This is a genomic window from Bacillus sp. Xin1, assembly GCF_013314535.1.
GTDB lineage: Bacteria > Bacillota > Bacilli > Bacillales > Bacillaceae_G > Bacillus_A.
Map to the genome: position 1 here is coordinate 14,173 of NZ_JABUAE010000031.1, position 19,522 is coordinate 33,694.

The 19,522-nt window shown below is 40.1% G+C and carries 19 protein-coding genes and 1 other annotated feature; all 19 genes read left to right on the plus strand.

Annotated features, from left to right (window positions below):
- The 19 genes from HRG09_RS21100 (at position 1) to tuf (ending at position 19,317) form a co-directional block, all read left to right on the plus strand.
- Positions 1 to 408 (plus strand): Mini-ribonuclease 3, encoded by a 408-nt coding sequence (locus HRG09_RS21100; protein WP_174102813.1) that lies wholly within the window; start codon positions 1 to 3, stop codon positions 406 to 408.
- The gene (rlmB, locus tag HRG09_RS21105; RefSeq protein WP_026593154.1) at positions 405 to 1,148 is read left to right on the plus strand and encodes a 23S rRNA (guanosine(2251)-2'-O)-methyltransferase RlmB; all 744 of its coding nucleotides are present in this window, start codon (positions 405 to 407) and stop codon (positions 1,146 to 1,148) included. The genes HRG09_RS21100 and rlmB overlap by 4 nt, the downstream gene beginning before the upstream one ends.
- 2 nt (positions 1,149 to 1,150) lie before the next feature.
- Positions 1,151 to 1,663, plus strand: a complete 513-nt coding sequence (locus tag HRG09_RS21110) for an NYN domain-containing protein (protein WP_017150116.1) — start codon at positions 1,151 to 1,153, stop codon at positions 1,661 to 1,663.
- A gap of 67 nt (positions 1,664 to 1,730) precedes the next feature.
- On the plus strand, positions 1,731 to 2,390 hold the full coding sequence (locus HRG09_RS21115; protein WP_003194323.1) for an RNA polymerase factor sigma-70: 660 nt from the start codon (positions 1,731 to 1,733) through the stop codon (positions 2,388 to 2,390).
- A 130-nt stretch (positions 2,391 to 2,520) separates the two neighbouring features.
- Complete coding sequence (rpmG, locus tag HRG09_RS21120) at positions 2,521 to 2,667, plus strand: 50S ribosomal protein L33 (protein ID WP_002055487.1); 147 nt, start codon at positions 2,521 to 2,523, stop codon at positions 2,665 to 2,667.
- A 32-nt stretch (positions 2,668 to 2,699) separates the two neighbouring features.
- Positions 2,700 to 2,879, plus strand: coding sequence for a preprotein translocase subunit SecE (gene secE / locus HRG09_RS21125; protein WP_003194325.1), 180 nt, complete (start codon positions 2,700 to 2,702; stop codon positions 2,877 to 2,879).
- A gap of 131 nt (positions 2,880 to 3,010) precedes the next feature.
- A complete protein-coding gene (gene nusG, locus HRG09_RS21130; protein WP_174102814.1) occupies positions 3,011 to 3,544 on the plus strand; it encodes a transcription termination/antitermination protein NusG in 534 nt (177 codons plus the stop codon).
- A 171-nt stretch (positions 3,545 to 3,715) separates the two neighbouring features.
- Positions 3,716 to 4,141 (plus strand): 50S ribosomal protein L11, encoded by a 426-nt coding sequence (gene rplK / locus HRG09_RS21135; RefSeq protein ID WP_001085872.1) that lies wholly within the window; start codon positions 3,716 to 3,718, stop codon positions 4,139 to 4,141.
- Between the two features lie 181 nt (positions 4,142 to 4,322).
- Entirely contained in the window at positions 4,323 to 5,015 is a 693-nt protein-coding gene (gene rplA, locus HRG09_RS21140; RefSeq protein WP_174102815.1) for a 50S ribosomal protein L1, read from the plus strand.
- Positions 5,016 to 5,064: 49 nt separating this feature from the next.
- Positions 5,065 to 5,208: a sequence feature (ribosomal protein L10 leader region), on the plus strand.
- A gap of 40 nt (positions 5,209 to 5,248) precedes the next feature.
- Entirely contained in the window at positions 5,249 to 5,749 is a 501-nt protein-coding gene (gene rplJ / locus HRG09_RS21145) for a 50S ribosomal protein L10 (protein WP_097898942.1), read from the plus strand.
- A 67-nt stretch (positions 5,750 to 5,816) separates the two neighbouring features.
- Positions 5,817 to 6,176 carry a 50S ribosomal protein L7/L12 gene (rplL, locus tag HRG09_RS21150; RefSeq protein ID WP_006093113.1) on the plus strand — a complete coding sequence of 120 codons (360 nt, stop codon included), beginning with the start codon at positions 5,817 to 5,819 and terminating at the stop codon, positions 6,174 to 6,176.
- A gap of 75 nt (positions 6,177 to 6,251) precedes the next feature.
- Positions 6,252 to 6,851 carry a class I SAM-dependent methyltransferase gene (locus HRG09_RS21155; protein WP_174102816.1) on the plus strand — a complete coding sequence of 200 codons (600 nt, stop codon included), beginning with the start codon at positions 6,252 to 6,254 and terminating at the stop codon, positions 6,849 to 6,851.
- 289 nt (positions 6,852 to 7,140) lie between these two features.
- A complete protein-coding gene (gene rpoB / locus HRG09_RS21160) occupies positions 7,141 to 10,674 on the plus strand; it encodes a DNA-directed RNA polymerase subunit beta (protein ID WP_174102817.1) in 3,534 nt (1,177 codons plus the stop codon).
- Between the two features lie 37 nt (positions 10,675 to 10,711).
- On the plus strand, positions 10,712 to 14,326 hold the full coding sequence (rpoC, locus tag HRG09_RS21165) for a DNA-directed RNA polymerase subunit beta' (protein WP_174102818.1): 3,615 nt from the start codon (positions 10,712 to 10,714) through the stop codon (positions 14,324 to 14,326).
- Positions 14,327 to 14,439: 113 nt separating this feature from the next.
- Positions 14,440 to 14,688: a ribosomal L7Ae/L30e/S12e/Gadd45 family protein gene (locus tag HRG09_RS21170; protein ID WP_174102819.1), complete on the plus strand. Its 249-nt coding sequence runs from the start codon at positions 14,440 to 14,442 to the stop codon at positions 14,686 to 14,688.
- A gap of 115 nt (positions 14,689 to 14,803) precedes the next feature.
- Positions 14,804 to 15,226 (plus strand): 30S ribosomal protein S12, encoded by a 423-nt coding sequence (rpsL, locus tag HRG09_RS21175; RefSeq protein WP_174102820.1) that lies wholly within the window; start codon positions 14,804 to 14,806, stop codon positions 15,224 to 15,226.
- A 29-nt stretch (positions 15,227 to 15,255) separates the two neighbouring features.
- On the plus strand, positions 15,256 to 15,726 hold the full coding sequence (gene rpsG, locus HRG09_RS21180; RefSeq protein ID WP_001137493.1) for a 30S ribosomal protein S7: 471 nt from the start codon (positions 15,256 to 15,258) through the stop codon (positions 15,724 to 15,726).
- Positions 15,727 to 15,933: 207 nt separating this feature from the next.
- Positions 15,934 to 18,012: an elongation factor G gene (gene fusA, locus HRG09_RS21185; RefSeq protein WP_174102821.1), complete on the plus strand. Its 2,079-nt coding sequence runs from the start codon at positions 15,934 to 15,936 to the stop codon at positions 18,010 to 18,012.
- Between the two features lie 117 nt (positions 18,013 to 18,129).
- Complete coding sequence (gene tuf, locus HRG09_RS21190) at positions 18,130 to 19,317, plus strand: elongation factor Tu (protein WP_174102822.1); 1,188 nt, start codon at positions 18,130 to 18,132, stop codon at positions 19,315 to 19,317.
- The last annotated feature ends 205 nt before the right edge of the window (positions 19,318 to 19,522 follow it).

Genomic DNA, 19,522 nt, shown 5'->3' on the forward strand with positions numbered 1-19,522 from the left:
ATGATTGATGCAAAGCAATTAAACAGCTTAGCGTTAGCATATATGGGTGATGCGGTATATGAACAATATATCCGCTATCACCTTCTTCAAAAAGGAACGGTTCGTCCTAACCAATTACATCGTTTAGGGACAAGCTTTGTTTCGGCGAAAGCACAAGCGAAAGTTGTTTATCATTTACTAGAAACAGCATTTTTGACAGAGGAAGAAGAAGCAGTCTTAAGAAGAGGACGTAATGCGAATTCGGGTTCTGTTCCTAAAAATACGGATGTGCAAACATATCGCTATAGTACTGCTTTTGAGGCATTGCTTGGTTATCATTATTTATTGAACAATAGCGACAGATTAGAGGAACTTGTATATAAAGCAATTGATGTTTTAGAAGCGAAGGAAGGGGGCGCATCAATATGAGTAGTGAATATATTATCGGACGTAACCCTGTAATTGAAGCGTTACGATCAGGAAGAGATATTAATAAAATCTGGATTGCAGAAGGTGCAGCTAAAGGACAAGTACAAATTGTATTAGCGTTAGCGAAAGAAAATAAAATTATTTTACAACATGCACCAAAGAAGAAATTAGACCAACTTGTTGAAGGGAATCACCAAGGGGTTATTGCACAGGTAGCGGCCTATCAATATGCAGAATTAGAGGATTTATTTGAAGCAGCAGCTAAACGGAATGAAGATCCGTTCTTCTTAATTCTAGATGAAATTGAAGACCCGCATAACTTAGGTTCTATTATGCGTACGGCAGATGCAACAGGCGCACATGGGATTATTATTCCGAAAAGAAGAGCTGTTGGGCTTACAGCATCAGTTGCAAAAGCTTCAACAGGGGCAATTGAATATATTCCTGTTGCTCGTGTGACAAACTTATCTCGAACAATTGATGATTTAAAAGAGCGCGGTCTTTGGATTGCGGGTACAGATGCAAGAGGGAAAACAGATTATCGTAATTTAGATGGTAATATGCCGATTGGATTAGTAATCGGTAGTGAAGGAAAAGGTATGAGCCGTATTATTGGTGAAAAATGTGATTTCTTAATCAACTTGCCAATGGTTGGTAAAGTTACATCCTTAAATGCTTCAGTAGCTGCAAGTCTGTTAATGTATGAGGTATATCGTAAACGCCACCAAATTGGTGAGTGAAAATGAATGATATCTTAATCGTTGATGGTTATAACATTATTGGGGCTTGGAGAGACTTGAAAAAATTAAGGGATGTAGATTTACAGGCATCAAGGGACGCGCTAATTGATAAAATGGCGGATTATCAAGGTTACACAGGAACAAGAGTAATGATTGTATTTGACGCTTATACAGTTCAAGGTATTGAAAAGAAAATGAAGCAATCACGTGTTGAAGTTATTTTCACAAGAAAGAATCAAACCGCGGATGAAAAAATTGAACAGCTCGCGATTGAACTTCGTAATATTAATACACAAATTTATGTTGCGACTTCTGATTATACGGAACAGTGGGTTATTTTTGCGCAAGGAGCGCTTAGGAAGTCAGCCCGTGAACTAGAAATAGAAGTGCAGGCCATGGAACAACAAGTGCGCCATCAAACGCAAGAGGTAAAAGAGAAGCAACCAGCTATGCGAACGATATTTAGCAAAGATATTACAGAAAAATTAGAAAAATTAAGGCGAGGAGAGCGTTGAAGCATTGACGCTCTTCAGGCGCTTACTGTATAATATTTCTAAATAAATAGCGGTCGGAGGGATAAAAGTGGAAACAGGCTTCGTAAGTACCAACAACGTTACGTTTCGCGATTTAGAGGATGAGGCAATAGTTGAGTTAGTTCGAAAAGGTAATATTGATGCTCTTGAATATTTAATTCACAAGTACAAGAACTTTGTTCGCGCAAAATCAAGATCGTATTTTTTAGTAGGTGCCGATCGGGAAGATATTGTTCAAGAAGGTATGATTGGATTATTTAAAGCCATTCGTGATTATAAAGAGGACAAGCTATCTTCTTTTAAAGCATTCGCTGAATTATGTATTACTCGTCAAATTATTACTGCTATTAAGACAGCAACGAGACAAAAACATATTCCTTTAAATTCGTATGTTTCTTTAGACAAACCGATTTACGATGAGGAATCTGATCGTACGCTATTAGATGTTATTTCAGAAGCAAAGGTGACTGATCCTGAAGAGATGATTATTAGTCAGGAAGAATATACCGACATAGAACTAAAAATATCTGAATTATTAAGCGATTTAGAAAGAAAAGTCCTTTCTTTATATTTAGATGGACGTTCTTATCAAGAGATCTCAGAGCAGTTAAACAGGCATGTAAAGTCTATTGATAATGCCTTGCAGCGTGTAAAAAGGAAGCTAGAACGATATATGGAAATGAGAGAAAATACAACTTTAAACTCATAGTATGTGTCGCAGGGGAGAAGGTGATTCTCCTGCTTTCTTTTTGTAATGTAGTAAGTGGCATGTCATTGACATTGTCTTTTATTGTATGATACATTTTTAGGGACATAATGTTACAAGGTTGGTGTAACAAATGAGAAAAAAAGTTGTACTCTCATGTGAAGAGTGTAAGAATCGAAACTACTCCACAATGAAAGATACGAGCTCAGTAGAGCGACTTGAGATAAAGAAATTTTGTAAAACATGCAATATGCATACAGTTCATAAGGAAACAAAATAAATAATTGAAACAATACACTGGAGGTCCCGTAAATGCGTTTGACGAACTTTTTCGGCGATGTAGGTCGCGAAATGAAAAAAGTAAGTTGGCCTAAGAAAGATGAATTACTCCGTTCGACAGCTACTGTTATTGCGACAGTTGTGTTTTTTGCAGTTTTCTTCGCGGTAGTTGACATGGGTATTTCTTCTTTAATTCGGTTAATTCTTGGTTAATTCTTGAATAAGAAGCACTTATCCATGATATAATGTTATTTATACGAACTGTGTAAAAGCCCGATGAACGGGTTTTTTCATTTGCACAAAAAAATGTACGTCAGGGAGGGAAGGACGCTCGTCCTAAATGAATGGAAAAAAGTTGGTATGTTGTCCATACTTATTCTGGATATGAAAATAAAGTAAAAGCAAACCTAGAGAAACGTGTAGAATCAATGGGAATGCAAGATAAAATTTTCCGTGTTGTTGTTCCAGAAGAAGTAGAAGTAGAAATGAAAAACGGAAAAGAAAAATTAACAAAAAGAAAAGTATTTCCAGGTTATGTATTAGTGGAACTAATTATGACTGATGATTCTTGGTATGTTGTTCGTAATACACCGGGCGTAACAGGTTTTGTTGGATCTTCTGGATCAGGATCAAAACCATCTCCTTTATTAGAGGAGGAAGTTGTTACCATTATGAAACATATGGGAATGGACAATGAAGTGGTTGATTTTGACTTTGAACTTCATGAAACAGTACGTGTAAATGAAGGGCCATTCGCGAACTATACAGGTGCAATCGAAGAGATTGACATGGAAAAACAAAAGATAAGAGTGCTTGTAGATATGTTTGGTCGTGAAACACCGGTCGAGCTGGATTTCCACCAAATTGAAAAATTATAAAATGAAACTTGAAATGAATTGTAAAAAGTGATAATATCTTTTAAGTCAGTACGTCTTCGGTAACGGAGACGTTTTTTGAAAAAAGATTTTATCGTTACAGATAAAATTATGAAGTGGGAGGGCAAATCACTGCCCAATTGACCACATCACGGACTTAAGGAGGTGTGTCTCGTGGCTAAAAAGGTAATTAAAATGGTAAAACTTCAAATTCCTGCAGGTAAAGCTAACCCAGCTCCACCAGTTGGTCCAGCATTAGGACAAGCGGGTGTTAACATCATGGGCTTCTGTAAAGAGTTCAACGCTCGTACAGCAGATCAAGCTGGTCTTATCATTCCTGTTGAAATTACGGTATTCGAAGACCGTTCATTCACTTTCATTACTAAAACTCCTCCTGCTGCTGTTCTTCTTAAGAAAGTAGCTGGTATCGAGTCTGGTTCTGGTGAACCAAACCGTAATAAAGTGGCAACTGTTAAGCGTGATAAAGTACGCGAAATCGCTGAAACTAAAATGCCTGACCTAAACGCTGCTAGCGTAGAAGCTGCAATGCGTATGGTTGAAGGTACTGCGCGCAGTATGGGTATCGTTATCGAAGACTAATTCGATTTGTTTTTTTGTAAAAAAGGTTGCGGGTCTGGAATTCCAATTCGCAACCTTTATTATCGTAAATGAGTATCGTTTTTAAATAAATGGATGGGCGCACATCCTCGGGATTTCCCGGAATGAAGGCGTAAACGTGGGAGGTTATTCCGCTAAAACCACATTCAAGGAGGAAATAAACATGGCTAAAAGAGGTAAAAAGTACGTAGAAGCTGCAAAGCTTGTTGATCGTGCAACTGCTTACTCTGCAACAGAAGCAGTAGAATTAGTAAAGAAAACAAACACAGCTAAATTTGATGCAACTGTAGAAGCTGCATTCCGTTTAGGTGTTGATCCTAAGAAAGCTGACCAACAAATTCGTGGTGCAGTTGTTCTTCCACACGGTACTGGTAAAGTACAACGTGTATTAGTATTCGCTAAAGGCGAAAAAGCAAAAGAAGCTGAAGCTGCTGGCGCTGACTTCGTAGGCGATACTGATTACATCGGTAAAATCCAACAAGGTTGGTTCGATTTCGATGTAGTAGTAGCAACTCCTGACATGATGGGTGAAGTTGGTAAACTTGGTCGCGTATTAGGACCTAAAGGTTTAATGCCAAACCCTAAAACTGGAACAGTTACTTTCGATGTAACAAAAGCTGTTAACGAAATCAAAGCTGGTAAAGTTGAATACCGCGTTGATAAAGCTGGTAACATCCACGTTCCAATCGGTAAAGTATCTTTCGAAGATGCTAAACTAGTAGAAAACTTCAAAACAATTGCTGACACGCTATTAAAAGTTAAACCAGCTGCTGCAAAAGGTACTTACATGAAGAACGTAACTGTTGCTTCTACAATGGGACCTGGCGTACGTGTAGACGTTTCTACAATCGCGTAAAAATTGGAAGTTGACTTCATAAAGAAGTTTTAATATAATCATTTATGTTGTGAATTTAAATAGTGTACCGTAGACAGTAGGGGCCAATTTGGCTTAATTTCCTACCTAGGTGTTAATATACGAAGCGGAATTCTTTTCTGTGACTATATGCCTCCATGTCTACAACTGGGCATGGAGGTTTTTTAGTGCACTTTCGGTACATCTTCTATATAATCTACAGGAGGTGTAATAACATGAGCAAAGCAATCGAAACTAAACAACAAGTTGTAACTGAAATCGCTGAAAAACTTCGCGAAAGTAAATCTACAATCGTTGTTGACTACCGTGGTTTAACAGTATCTGAAGCAACTGAATTACGTAAAAACTTACGTGAAGCTGGCGTTGAGTTCAAAGTTTACAAAAACTCTTTAACTCGTCGTGCTGCAGAATCTGTTGAAATGGCTGAGTTAAACGAATTCTTAACAGGACCAAACGCAATCGCGTTCAGTAACGAGGATGTAGTTGCTCCTGCGAAAGTATTAAACGACTTCGCTAAAGATCATGAAGCTTTAGAAATTAAAGCGGGCGTAATCGAAGGTAAACTTGTAACACTTGATGAGGTTAAAGCTATCGCTACTCTTCCATCACGTGAAGGCTTACTTTCTATGCTTCTTAGCGTTCTTCAAGCTCCAATCCGTAACCTTGCACTTGCTACTAAAGCAGTTGCAGATCAAAAGGAAGAGCAAGGCGCTTAATTTTTTAAAAGATAATTACGTGTTATCGATAAAACAATACAAACCTATTTAAGGGAGGATATTTACAATGACTAAAGAACAAATCATTGAAGCAGTTAAATCTATGACTGTATTAGAACTTAACGACTTAGTAAAAGCTATCGAGGAAGAATTCGGCGTAACTGCTGCTGCTCCTGTAGCTGTTGTTGGTGGCGCTGGTGAAGCTGCTGCTGAGAAAACTGAATTTGACGTAGTACTTGAAAGTGCTGGAGCACAAAAAATCAAAGTTATCAAAGTTGTTCGTGAAATCACTGGCCTTGGCTTAAAAGAAGCTAAAGAACTAGTTGACAACACTCCAAAAGCAATCAAAGAAGGCGCTTCTAAAGAAGAAGCTGAAGAAATGAAAGCTAAACTTGAAGAAGTTGGCGCTGCTGTAGAAGTTAAGTAATTAACTTTTGAAGCTCTAAAAAAGCTCGCTCTTATGCGGGCTTTTTTTTTAACTGTAAAGAAAAGGGGTGGCCATATGGCAGACCATTATTTTTCTAATGACCCTTCGAGTAAAAGTGATCGTAAACGATGGGAATATACATTGCGAGGATCTCAATTTGCTTTTTTATCTGACCATGGGGTGTTTTCGAAAAACGAGGTGGACTTTGGTTCTCGTCTTTTAATTGAAGCGTTTCAAATGCCAGATATTAAAGGTGATGTATTAGACGTGGGATGTGGATACGGTCCAATCGGTTTGTCGTTGGCAAAAGAGTTTCAAGAGCGTAGTGTTCACATGGTGGATGTGAACGAAAGGGCACTTGGACTTGCAAAAGAAAATGCTGCTAATAACAAAATTGATAATGTCCGCATTTTTCAAAGTAGCGTCTATGAAAATGTAGATGGCAAGTATGCTGCTATTCTATCTAATCCTCCAATTCGCGCTGGTAAACATATTGTGCATGAAATTTTAGAAAAAGCTGTGGATCATCTAGTGCCGGGTGGGGAGCTTTGGGTTGTTATTCAAAAGAAACAAGGTGCACCATCTGCGCTTAAAAAACTAGAAGAATCATTTTCTGAAGTTGAGGTTGTAGAAAAGAAAAAAGGATATTATATCATAAAATCAAAAAAACGTTGACGGTTATTTTTGGCTATGTTAACATTATACAATGCCAATATATGATTTTCTGCGTTGAGAAAGATGTATATTTTTGTTTCTCTTGGAAAAGATAGTAAAATCAGCAGATTATGAAACAGAATGATGGTTTTCTTATAGAAGCCATTTTTCTTTTTTGAGCAGGTAGAAAGACTCAACGTATCTATCTTCGAGAGGAAAAGCTACGCTACTAGCGTTAGCTGTATTTATTTGTGATTTTGCACAATTTTTTTGTGCATTTATAATACTCATGATTTGAGGGGTGAAGCAGTTGACAGGTCAACTAGTTCAATACGGACGCCACCGCCAACGAAGAAGTTATGCCCGTATTAGTGAAGTATTAGAGTTACCAAATCTTATCGAAATTCAAACCTCTTCTTATCAGTGGTTTCTTGATGAGGGTTTGCGAGAAATGTTCCAAGACATTTCTCCGATTGAAGACTTTACGGGAAATCTATCGCTTGAATTTATCGACTACAGCTTAGGTGAACCTAAATACTCTGTAGAAGAATGTAAAGAGCGTGATGTGACGTATGCAGCACCACTTCGTGTGAAAGTTCGTCTAATCAATAAGGAAACTGGTGAAGTAAAAGAACAGGATGTGTTCATGGGAGATTTCCCACTCATGACAGAGACAGGAACATTCGTAATTAACGGTGCAGAACGTGTTATCGTTTCCCAGTTAGTCCGCTCTCCAAGCGTATACTATAGTGGCAAAGTGGATAAAAACGGAAAACGTGGTTTTACTGCTACTGTAATTCCAAACCGCGGAGCTTGGTTAGAGTATGAAACAGATGCTAAGGATGTTGTATATGTACGTATTGACCGTACTCGTAAACTTCCTGTAACTGTTTTGTTACGCGCATTAGGGTTTGGCTCTGATCAAGAAATCACCGAGCTTTTAGGTGATAACGAATACTTAAGCAATACGCTAGAAAAAGACAACACAGATAGCACAGAAAAAGCATTGCTTGAAATTTATGAGCGTCTACGCCCAGGTGAACCACCAACAGTAGAAAACGCGAAAAGCTTGCTTGTTTCTCGCTTCTTTGATCCAAAGCGCTACGATTTAGCAAATGTAGGTCGCTACAAGATCAACAAAAAATTACACATTAAAAACAGATTGTTTAACCAACGCTTAGCTGAAACGTTAGTAGATCCAGAAACTGGAGAGATTTTAGCGGCAGAAGGAACAGTCTTAGACCGTCGTACACTAGATCGCATTTTACCTTACTTAGAGAAAAACATTGGATTCAAGACAGCGAAACCAATGGGTGGAGTGGTAGAAGGCGATGTTGAGCTGCAATCTATTAAGATTTATGCTCCAGAGTCAGACGGTGAACGTTCTATCAATGTAATTGGGAATGCAAACATCACTCGTGACGTAAAACACATCACGCCAGGTGATATCCTTGCTTCTATTAGCTACTTCTTTAACTTACTATACAAAGTAGGGGATACAGATGATATTGACCATTTAGGAAATCGTCGTCTGCGCTCTGTAGGAGAGTTATTACAAAACCAATTCCGTATCGGTCTTTCTCGTATGGAACGTGTTGTTCGTGAGAGAATGTCGATTCAAGATACAAATGCAATTACACCGCAAGCATTAATTAACATTCGTCCGGTTATTGCATCTATTAAAGAGTTCTTCGGAAGTTCTCAGTTATCTCAGTTCATGGACCAAACAAACCCATTAGCAGAGTTAACGCACAAACGAAGACTATCTGCACTAGGACCTGGTGGTTTAACGCGTGAGCGTGCAGGTTTTGAAGTACGTGACGTTCACTACTCTCACTATGGTCGTATGTGTCCAATTGAAACACCAGAGGGACCAAACATCGGTTTGATCAACTCACTATCTTCGTTCGCGAAAGTAAATGAGTTTGGTTTCATTGAAACACCATACCGTCGTGTTGATCCAGAAACTGGTCGTGTAACAGGCCATGTTGATTACTTAACAGCAGATGAAGAAGATAATTATGTTGTAGCCCAAGCGAATATGAAATTATCTGAAGAAGGGGAATTCCTCGATGAAGATATCGTAGCTCGTTTCCGTGGTGAAAACATTGTCACAAATAGAGAGCGCATCGACTACATGGATGTATCTCCAAAACAAGTAGTGTCGGCAGCGACAGCTTGTATTCCGTTCTTAGAAAACGACGACTCCAACCGTGCACTTATGGGTGCGAACATGCAACGTCAGGCGGTTCCGTTAATGAATCCGGAATCTCCAATTGTAGGTACAGGTATGGAGTACGTATCAGCAAAAGACTCAGGTGCTGCAGTAATCTGTAAACACCCTGGTGTTGTTGAACGCGTAGAAGCACGTGAAGTTTGGGTACGCCGTTATGTAGAAGTTGACGGTCAAAAAGTAAAAGGCGATTTAGATCGCTACAAAATGTTGAAATTCATTCGTTCTAACCAAGGAACTTGTTACAACCAACGTCCAATCGTAAGTGTTGGAGATCAAGTTGTAAAAGGTGAAATCCTTGCGGATGGTCCTTCTATGGAATTAGGTGAACTAGCACTTGGACGTAACGTGCTTGTTGGCTTCATGACATGGGACGGTTATAACTACGAGGATGCGATTATCATGAGTGAGCGCCTTGTAAAAGATGATGTGTACACTTCTATTCATATTGAAGAATATGAGTCAGAAGCTCGTGATACGAAGCTTGGACCAGAAGAAATTACACGTGACATTCCAAACGTTGGGGAAGATGCATTACGCAACCTTGACGAGCGCGGTATCATTCGCGTTGGTGCTGAAGTAAAAGATGGAGACTTACTTGTTGGTAAAGTAACACCTAAAGGTGTAACAGAATTAACAGCTGAAGAACGTCTATTACACGCTATCTTTGGAGAAAAAGCACGTGAAGTACGTGATACATCACTACGTGTACCACACGGTGGTGGCGGTATTATCTTAGACGTAAAAGTGTTTAACCGTGAAGATGGCGACGAGTTGCCACCAGGTGTAAATCAACTTGTACGTGCATATATCGTTCAAAAGCGTAAAATTTCTGAAGGTGACAAGATGGCCGGTCGTCACGGTAACAAAGGTGTTATCTCCCGTATTTTACCGGAAGAAGATATGCCGTACTTACCAGACGGTACGCCAATCGATATCATGTTAAACCCATTAGGGGTACCATCTCGTATGAATATCGGTCAGGTATTAGAGCTTCATCTTGGTATGGCAGCAAGATACCTTGGTATTCACGTTGCAACACCAGTATTCGATGGTGCTCGCGAGGAAGATGTATGGGGTACAATCGAGGAAGCTGGTATGGCGAATGACGCAAAAACGATCCTATATGATGGACGTACTGGTGAGCCATTCGACAACCGCGTATCTGTTGGTGTCATGTATATGATCAAACTTGCGCACATGGTTGACGATAAACTTCATGCTCGTTCTACTGGACCATACTCACTTGTAACGCAACAACCTCTTGGAGGTAAAGCACAATTCGGTGGACAACGTTTCGGTGAGATGGAGGTTTGGGCACTTGAAGCTTATGGTGCTGCTTATACTCTTCAAGAAATCTTAACTGTGAAGTCTGATGATGTTGTCGGCCGCGTTAAGACATACGAAGCGATTGTTAAAGGCGAAAATGTTCCAGAACCAGGTGTTCCAGAGTCATTTAAAGTATTGATTAAAGAACTACAAAGCTTAGGTATGGACGTTAAAATGATGTCTAGCGACGATACAGAAATTGAAATGCGTGATACGGAAGATGATGATGATCATCAATCAGCAGACAAATTAAGTGTCGAAGTTGAGACAACTAAGGAATAATTGGGATAACCTGTAGACTAAAAGGGAGGTAGGCCCCTTGATAGATGTTAATAACTTTGAATATATGAAGATTGGACTTGCTTCGCCTGACAAGATTCGTTCTTGGTCATACGGTGAAGTTAAGAAACCAGAAACAATTAACTATCGTACGTTAAAGCCTGAAAAAGATGGCTTGTTCTGTGAGCGTATTTTCGGACCACAAAAGGACTGGGAATGTCATTGCGGAAAATATAAACGTGTACGTTATAAAGGTGTAGTTTGTGATCGATGTGGCGTTGAAGTAACGCGTGCGAAAGTACGTCGTGAACGTATGGGTCATATCGAATTAGCTGCTCCTGTATCTCATATTTGGTATTTCAAAGGTATCCCGAGCCGCATGGGACTTGTCTTAGACATGTCCCCTCGCGCGCTTGAAGAAGTAATTTATTTCGCTTCTTATGTTGTAACAGAAAGTGGAGATACACCACTAGATAAGAAGCAATTGCTTTCTGAAAAAGAATACCGTGCATATCGTGACCGATATGGCAGCACATTCCAAGCTGCTATGGGCGCAGAAGCGATTAAGAAGCTATTACAAGACATCGATTTAGATAAAGAAGTAGACTTCTTAAAAGAAGAATTAAAAACAGCACAAGGACAACGTCGTACTCGTGCTATTAAACGTCTAGAGGTACTAGAAGCATTCCGTAACTCTGGAAATGAGCCATCTTGGATGATCTTAGATGTTCTTCCAGTTATCCCACCAGAACTACGCCCAATGGTACAGTTAGATGGTGGACGTTTTGCGACTTCTGACTTAAACGACTTATACCGTCGTGTAATTAACCGTAATAACCGTTTAAAACGTCTATTGGACTTAGGTGCACCAAGCATTATCGTTCAAAACGAAAAACGTATGTTACAAGAAGCTGTAGACGCATTAATCGATAATGGTCGTCGTGGCCGTCCAGTTACTGGACCAGGTAACCGTCCATTAAAATCACTATCTCACATGCTAAAAGGTAAACAAGGACGTTTCCGTCAAAACTTATTAGGTAAACGTGTTGACTACTCTGGTCGTTCCGTTATCGTTGTAGGACCGAACTTAAAAATGTACCAATGTGGATTACCAAAAGAGATGGCACTTGAATTGTTCAAGCCTTTCGTTATGAAAGATTTAGTGGAAAAAGGATTAGCACATAACATTAAAAGTGCGAAACGTAAAATCGAGCGTGTACAACCTGAAGTTTGGGATGTTTTAGAATCTGTAATTAAAGAACACCCAGTACTTTTAAACCGTGCCCCAACGCTTCACCGTCTTGGTATCCAAGCGTTCGAACCTACATTAGTAGAAGGACGCGCAATCCGTCTTCACCCACTTGTATGTACTGCATACAACGCGGACTTTGATGGTGACCAAATGGCGGTTCACGTTCCGTTATCATCAGAAGCACAAGCAGAAGCTCGTCTTCTTATGTTAGCAGCACAAAACATCTTGAACCCGAAAGATGGAAAACCAGTTGTTACACCGTCTCAGGATATGGTATTAGGTAACTATTACTTAACGCTTGAGCGCGAGGGTGCAATTGGTGAAGGTATGGTGTTCAAAGATGCAAATGAAGCATTGCTTGCGTATCAAAATGGATATGTACATCTTCATACCCGTGTCGCTGTTGCTGCAAACTCAGTGAACAACAATGAAACATTTACTGAAGAGCAAAAAGGCAAGCTTCTATTAACAACAGTTGGTAAATTAATATTTAACGAAATCTTACCGAAGTCGTTCCCTTATATTAACGAACCAACAAATTCAAACCTTGAAAAAGAAACACCAGCGAAATACTTCGTTGAAAAAGGTGCGAACATTAAAGAAATTATTGCTAGTCGCGAAGAAGTGGCACCATTTAGCAAGAAAATCCTTGGTAACATCATTGCGGAAGTGTTTAAACGTTTCCAGATTACAGAAACGTCTCGCATGCTTGACCGTATGAAGAACTTAGGATTTAAATACTCTACAAAAGCTGGTATTACAGTTGGGGTAGCGGATATTCTTGTATTAGGTGAAAAAGATGAAATTCTCCACGAAGCACAAGCAAAAGTAGATAAAGTAATTAAACAATTCCGTCGCGGTTTAATCACGGAAGAAGAACGTTACGATCGCGTTATCTCTATTTGGAGTAATGCAAAAGATGTTATCCAAGGAAAACTAATGAAATCCTTGAATAAACGCAACCCAATCTTCATGATGAGTGACTCTGGTGCCCGTGGTAACGCATCGAACTTCACTCAGCTTGCTGGTATGCGTGGTCTGATGGCCAACCCATCTGGTCGTATCATTGAACTTCCAATCAAGTCAAGTTTCCGTGAAGGTTTAACAGTACTTGAGTACTTCATCTCTACGCATGGTGCGCGTAAAGGTCTTGCCGATACAGCACTTAAGACTGCCGATTCTGGTTACTTAACACGTCGTCTTGTAGACGTTGCACAAGATGTTATCGTTCGTGAAGACGATTGTGGAACAGATCGTGGTTTATTAATCGGTGCGATTAAAGAGGGTAATGAAGTAATCGAGTCATTATATGATCGTCTTGTAGGACGTTTTGCAAGGAAAACTGTGAAACATCCTGAAACAGGTGAAGTATTAGTTCGTGAAAATGAATTAATTACAGAAGATATTGCTCATATCGTTGAAAATTCAGGTGTAGAAACAGTACACATCCGTTCAGCGTTCACATGTAACACTCGCCACGGCGTATGTAAGAAATGTTACGGTCGCAACTTAGCTACTGGTACAGACGTAGAAGTAGGGGAAGCGGTAGGTATTATCGCAGCTCAATCTATCGGTGAGCCAGGTACACAGTTAACGATGCGTACGTTCCATACAGGTGGGGTTGCCGGAGACGATATTACGCAAGGTTTACCTCGTATCCAAGAGATCTTTGAAGCTCGTAATCCAAAGGGTCAGGCAGTTATCAGTGAAATCGATGGTGTTATCGCGGCGATCAACGATGTTAAAGATCGTCAGGAGGTAGTTGTACAGGGCGAGGTTGAAACTCGTACGTATGCAATTCCTTATGGTGCTCGTCTGAAAGTAGCTCCAGGACAGCCAATTGCTCACGGAAAAGAGTTAACAGAAGGTTCTATTGATCCGAAAGAATTACTAAAAGTAACGGACATTACGGCAGTTCAAGAATACTTACTACGCGAAGTTCAAAAAGTATACCGTATGCAAGGGGTAGAAATTGGTGACAAGCACGTAGAGGTAATGGTTCGCCAAATGCTTCGTAAAGTTCGTGTAATTGATGCTGGTGAAACAGATGTGTTACCAGGAACATTACTGGATATCCATCAGTTTACTGATGCGAATGCAAAAGTTTTACTTAAAGGTAAACAACCTGCAACAGCAAGACCAGTACTTCTTGGTATTACAAAAGCTTCACTGGAAACAGATTCATTCTTATCTGCAGCGTCGTTCCAAGAAACAACTCGTGTTCTAACAGATGCAGCAATTAAAGGCAAGCGCGATGAGCTTCTAGGATTGAAAGAGAATGTTATTATCGGTAAACTTGTTCCAGCTGGAACTGGTATGAATCGTTACCGCAAAGTTGATCTTGTTAAAACAACACAAGATGACATGAATGTGGAAAACGATGAAGTTTACGTGGAACAGTAAAATTTTCCGTCGTAAATTTTGTATAAAAACAGATAATCCTAGTTGACATTGTATGAGTCAAAATGTTACTATAAGCAAGGTTGCTCCTGAACGATGCTTTGGAGGATATGTATATGTCTTATCAAAAAGTATCAAATGCTGAAAATGTAGTCGTTGGTTATAAACGAACATTGGAAGCAATCAAAAATGGTACAGTTAAAGAAGTTGTTATTGCAGAGGATGCTGACATGCGGTTAACCCATGTTATTACTCGCACTGCGTTGCAACATAACGTGCCCATAACCAAAGTTGAATCAGTTCGTAAGCTTGGGAAAGCTTCGGGGATTCAAGTAGGAGCTTCAGCAATAGGAATAATAAGTTAAAACTGTTTTTGTGAGGAGGGAGCATTTGCTCTTCCTTGCAAAAACTTTGTTTTCAACTAATAATGAACCACCTGGATATGTGGTCATACAAACATGCGAAGGGAGGATAAATCAAATGCCTACTATTAACCAATTAGTGAGAAATGGTCGTACTGATAAAGTATGGAAATCTAAATCACCTGCGTTAAACAAAGGTTTTAACTCTTTAAAGAAAAAATCAACTGATATCTCTGCACCTCAAAAACGTGGTGTATGTACTCGTGTTGGTACAATGACTCCAAAGAAACCGAACTCAGCGTTACGTAAATACGCTCGTGTACGTTTAACAAATGGTATCGAGGTTACTGCTTACATCCCAGGTATCGGTCATAACCTACAAGAGCATAGCGTAGTATTAATTCGCGGTGGTCGTGTAAAGGATTTACCGGGGGTACGTTACCACATCGTTCGTGGTGCGCTTGACACAGCTGGTGTTGACAAACGTATGCAAGGACGTTCTAAATATGGTACTAAGCGACCAAAAGCTGCTAAAAAATAATAAACTTACAATGAAAGGAGGAACTCAATATGCCTCGTAAAGGACCTGTTGCGAAACGTGACGTGTTACCAGATCCAATGTATAATTCGAAACTAGTAACGCGCCTAATCAACAAAATGATGGTTGACGGTAAAAAAGGTAAATCTCAAACAATTCTTTATAATGCGTTCGATATCGTTAGTGAACGTACTGGTAAAGAACCAATGGAAGTATTCGAGCAAGCTCTTAAGAACATCATGCCTGTTCTTGAAGTACGCGCTCGTCGTGTTGGTGGTGCTAACTACCAAGTTCCAGTTGAGGTTCGTCCAGAACGCCGTACAACTTTAGGTCTTCGTTGGTTAGTAAACTACGCTCGTCTTCGTGGTGAAAAAACTATGGAAGAGCGTCTTGCTAACGAAATCTTAGATGCAGCTAACAACGCTGGTGCATCTGTTAAGAAACGTGAAGACACTCATAAAATGGCAGAAGCTAACAAAGCATTTGCTCATTACCGTTGGTAGGATTCAACGTAAAATAAATGTAAGCATAAACCGCTTTATTTGTCGCTTGTGGAAGTGTGGAGAGGGAGAATGCCTCTCCCTTTCAATGGGCGCTCGTTTTACATAATGAGGGTACTGGACACACTGCCGTATGTAACAAAATAAAGTGGCTTTTTTGCTACTTAAAATAAAAAATCCAATCCATATATGGAAGGAGCAAGACACCAAATGGGAAGAGAGTTCTCTTTAGAAAACACTCGTAATATTGGTATCATGGCTCACATCGATGCTGGTAAAACAACAGCAACTGAGCGTATCTTGTACTACACAGGACGTATTCATAAAATCGGTGAAACTCACGAAGGTGCATCTCAGATGGACTGGATGGAGCAAGAGCAAGAGCGTGGTATCACAATTACTTCTGCTGCAACTACAGCTCAATGGAAAGGTCACCGTGTAAACATCATTGACACTCCAGGACACGTAGACTTCACAGTAGAAGTAGAACGTTCTTTACGCGTACTTGATGGCGCAGTAGCAGTACTTGATGCGCAATCTGGTGTAGAACCACAAACAGAAACTGTTTGGCGTCAGGCTACTACTTACGGCGTACCTCGTATCGTATTCGTTAACAAAATGGATAAAATCGGTGCAGACTTCTTATACTCTGTAGGAACAATCCACGATCGTTTACAAGCAAACGCACATCCAATTCAGTTACCAATCGGTGCTGAAGATGAGTTCAATGGTATCATTGACCTTGTTGAAGAGTGTGCTTACATGTACGGTAACGATTTAGGAACAGACATTCAACGTGTCGAGATTCCTGAAGAGCATAAAGAGCTAGCTGAAGAATACCGCGGAAAACTTATCGAAGCGGTAGCTGAGCTTGACGAAGAAATGATGATGAAGTACCTAGAAGGTGAAGAAATCACTGTAGAAGAGCTTAAAGCTGGTATCCGTAAGGCTACAACTTCTGTTGAATTCTTCCCAGTAATCTGTGGTTCTGCATTCAAAAACAAAGGTGTTCAAATTCTGTTAGATGCAGTTATCGACTACCTACCATCTCCATTAGATGTACCAGCTATTAAAGGTACTCTTCCGGATACAGATGAAGAAGTAGAACGTAAATCTAGCGATGAAGAGCCTTTCTCAGCTCTAGCATTCAAAATCATGACTGACCCTTATGTTGGTAAGTTAACGTTCTTCCGTGTGTACTCTGGTGTGTTAAACTCTGGATCATACGTGAAAAACTCAACTAAAGGTAAGCGTGAGCGTGTAGGTCGTATCCTACAAATGCACGCTAACAGCCGTGAAGAGATTTCAACAGTTTACGCTGGTGACATCGCTGCTGCTGTAGGTCTAAAAGATACTACTACTGGTGATACTCTTTGTGACGAGAAATCTCTTGTTATCCTTGAGTCTATGGAATTCCCAGAGCCAGTTATCTCTGTAGCTATCGAACCAAAATCTAAAGCTGACCAAGATAAAATGGGTACAGCATTATCTAAGCTTTCTGAAGAAGATCCAACATTCCGTGCTCACACTGACCAAGAAACTGGCCAAACAATCATCGCTGGTATGGGTGAACTTCACCTTGATATCATCGTTGACCGTATGCGCCGTGAATTCAAAGTAGAAGCAAACGTTGGTGCTCCTCAGGTAGCATACCGTGAGACTTTCCGCTCTGCAGCGAAAGTTGAAGGTAAGTTCGCACGTCAATCTGGTGGTCGTGGACAATTCGGTCACGTATGGATTGAGTTCGAGCCTAACGAAGAAGGTAAAGGATTCGAATTCGAAAACAAGATCGTCGGTGGTGTAGTTCCTCGTGAATACATCCCAGCTGTTGGAGCAGGTCTTGAAGATGCACTTAAAAATGGTGTACTAGCAGGATATCCTGTAGTAGACATTAAAGCTGCATTAGTTGACGGATCTTACCATGATGTTGACTCCTCTGAGATGGCGTTCAAAATCGCTGCATCTATGGCGCTTAAAGCTGCGGTTTCTAAGTGTAACCCAGTAATTCTTGAGCCAATGATGAAAGTTGAAGTTGTAATTCCTGAAGAGTACATGGGTGACATTATGGGTGACGTAACATCTCGTCGTGGACGTGTAGAAGGTATGGAAGCTCGCGGTAACGCTCAAGTTGTTCGCGCTATGGTTCCACTTTCTGAAATGTTCGGTTATGCAACGTCATTACGTTCTAACACTCAAGGTCGCGGTACATTCTCTATGGTATTTGACCACTATGAAGAAGTACCAAAATCTGTTTCAGAAGAAATTATCAAAAAAAATAAAGGTGAATAATTGATTTTTATCAATTGTTCAAGTATAACTACTTATGTAAGCTTAGAAAGTGGGACGTAAGTTTCACTTTCTAGTCTAAATATAAAATAACCTATATAAACTAAGGAGGAATTTAGAATGGCTAAAGCTAAATTCGAACGTTCTAAACCCCATGTTAACATCGGTACTATCGGCCACGTTGACCATGGTAAAACTACATTAACTGCTGCGATCACTACAGTTCTTGCAAAAGCTGGTGGTGCTGAAGCACGCGGATACGATCAAATCGATGCTGCTCCAGAAGAAAGAGAGCGCGGTATCACAATCTCAACTGCACACGTTGAGTACGAAACTGAAACTCGTCACTATGCACACGTTGACTGCCCAGGTCACGCTGACTATGTTAAAAACATGATCACTGGTGCTGCTCAAATGGACGGCGGTATCTTAGTAGTATCTGCTGCTGATGGCCCAATGCCTCAAACTCGTGAGCACATCCTTCTTTCTCGTCAAGTAGGTGTACCTTACATCGTTGTATTCTTAAACAAATGCGATATGGTAGACGACGAAGAATTATTAGAATTAGTAGAAATGGAAGTTCGCGATCTATTATCTGAATACGGATTCCCAGGCGATGATATCCCTGTAATCAAAGGTTCTGCTCTTAAAGCTCTTCAAGGAGATGCTGAGTGGGAAGCTAAAATCGTTGAATTAATGGCTGAAGTTGATGCTTACATTCCAACTCCAGAACGTGAAACTGACAAACCATTCTTAATGCCTGTAGAGGATGTATTCTCTATCACAGGTCGTGGTACAGTTGCTACTGGTCGCGTAGAGCGCGGTGTAGTTAAAGTTGGTGACGTAGTAGAAATCATCGGTCTTGCTGAAGAAGCTGCTTCTACAACTGTAACTGGTGTAGAAATGTTCCGTAAACTTCTTGACCAAGCTGAAGCTGGAGACAACATCGGTGCTCTACTTCGTGGGGTTGCACGTGAAGACATCCAACGTGGACAAGTTCTTGCTAAAACTGGCTCTGTAAAAGCTCACGCTAAATTCAAAGCTGAAGTTTTCGTTCTATCTAAAGAAGAAGGTGGACGTCACACTCCATTCTTCGCTAACTACCGCCCACAGTTCTATTTCCGTACAACTGACGTAACTGGAATCATCCAATTACCAGAAGGTACTGAAATGGTAATGCCTGGTGACAACATTGAAATGACTATCGAGCTTATCGCTCCAATCGCGATCGAAGAAGGAACTAAGTTCTCTATTCGTGAAGGTGGACGTACTGTAGGTTACGGCGTAGTTGCTACAATCGTTGAGTAATCTTTAAATAGATTTAAAAAACTCAAGGGATTTTCCCTTGAGTTTTTTTGTTTATGAAAAGTAGTATTTTCTAGTTTTAAACGAGTTTCTTCTATAGTATATAAATCTGTACAGCAAAACATCCAGAAACTGTAAAATGAATTAGCGCAGATGAAAACTTGAAATTCTTTAAAGTGCCATGTATAATAGCAAAAGTAGAGAAAAG

Coding starts and splice junctions, on each gene's coding strand:
- rpmG (WP_002055487.1), top strand. CDS start 2,521: ATGAGAAAAAAAGTTGTACTCTCATGTGAAGAGTGTAAGAATCGAAAC.
- HRG09_RS21110 (WP_017150116.1), top strand. CDS start 1,151: ATGAATGATATCTTAATCGTTGATGGTTATAACATTATTGGGGCTTGG.
- fusA (WP_174102821.1), top strand. CDS start 15,934: ATGGGAAGAGAGTTCTCTTTAGAAAACACTCGTAATATTGGTATCATG.
- HRG09_RS21100 (WP_174102813.1), top strand. CDS start 1: ATGATTGATGCAAAGCAATTAAACAGCTTAGCGTTAGCATATATGGGT.
- rplA (WP_174102815.1), top strand. CDS start 4,323: ATGGCTAAAAGAGGTAAAAAGTACGTAGAAGCTGCAAAGCTTGTTGAT.
- rpsG (WP_001137493.1), top strand. CDS start 15,256: ATGCCTCGTAAAGGACCTGTTGCGAAACGTGACGTGTTACCAGATCCA.
- rpsL (WP_174102820.1), top strand. CDS start 14,804: ATGCCTACTATTAACCAATTAGTGAGAAATGGTCGTACTGATAAAGTA.
- rplJ (WP_097898942.1), top strand. CDS start 5,249: ATGAGCAAAGCAATCGAAACTAAACAACAAGTTGTAACTGAAATCGCT.
- tuf (WP_174102822.1), top strand. CDS start 18,130: ATGGCTAAAGCTAAATTCGAACGTTCTAAACCCCATGTTAACATCGGT.
- HRG09_RS21155 (WP_174102816.1), top strand. CDS start 6,252: ATGGCAGACCATTATTTTTCTAATGACCCTTCGAGTAAAAGTGATCGT.
- nusG (WP_174102814.1), top strand. CDS start 3,011: ATGGAAAAAAGTTGGTATGTTGTCCATACTTATTCTGGATATGAAAAT.
- HRG09_RS21170 (WP_174102819.1), top strand. CDS start 14,440: ATGTCTTATCAAAAAGTATCAAATGCTGAAAATGTAGTCGTTGGTTAT.
- rlmB (WP_026593154.1), top strand. CDS start 405: ATGAGTAGTGAATATATTATCGGACGTAACCCTGTAATTGAAGCGTTA.
- secE (WP_003194325.1), top strand. CDS start 2,700: ATGCGTTTGACGAACTTTTTCGGCGATGTAGGTCGCGAAATGAAAAAA.
- rplL (WP_006093113.1), top strand. CDS start 5,817: ATGACTAAAGAACAAATCATTGAAGCAGTTAAATCTATGACTGTATTA.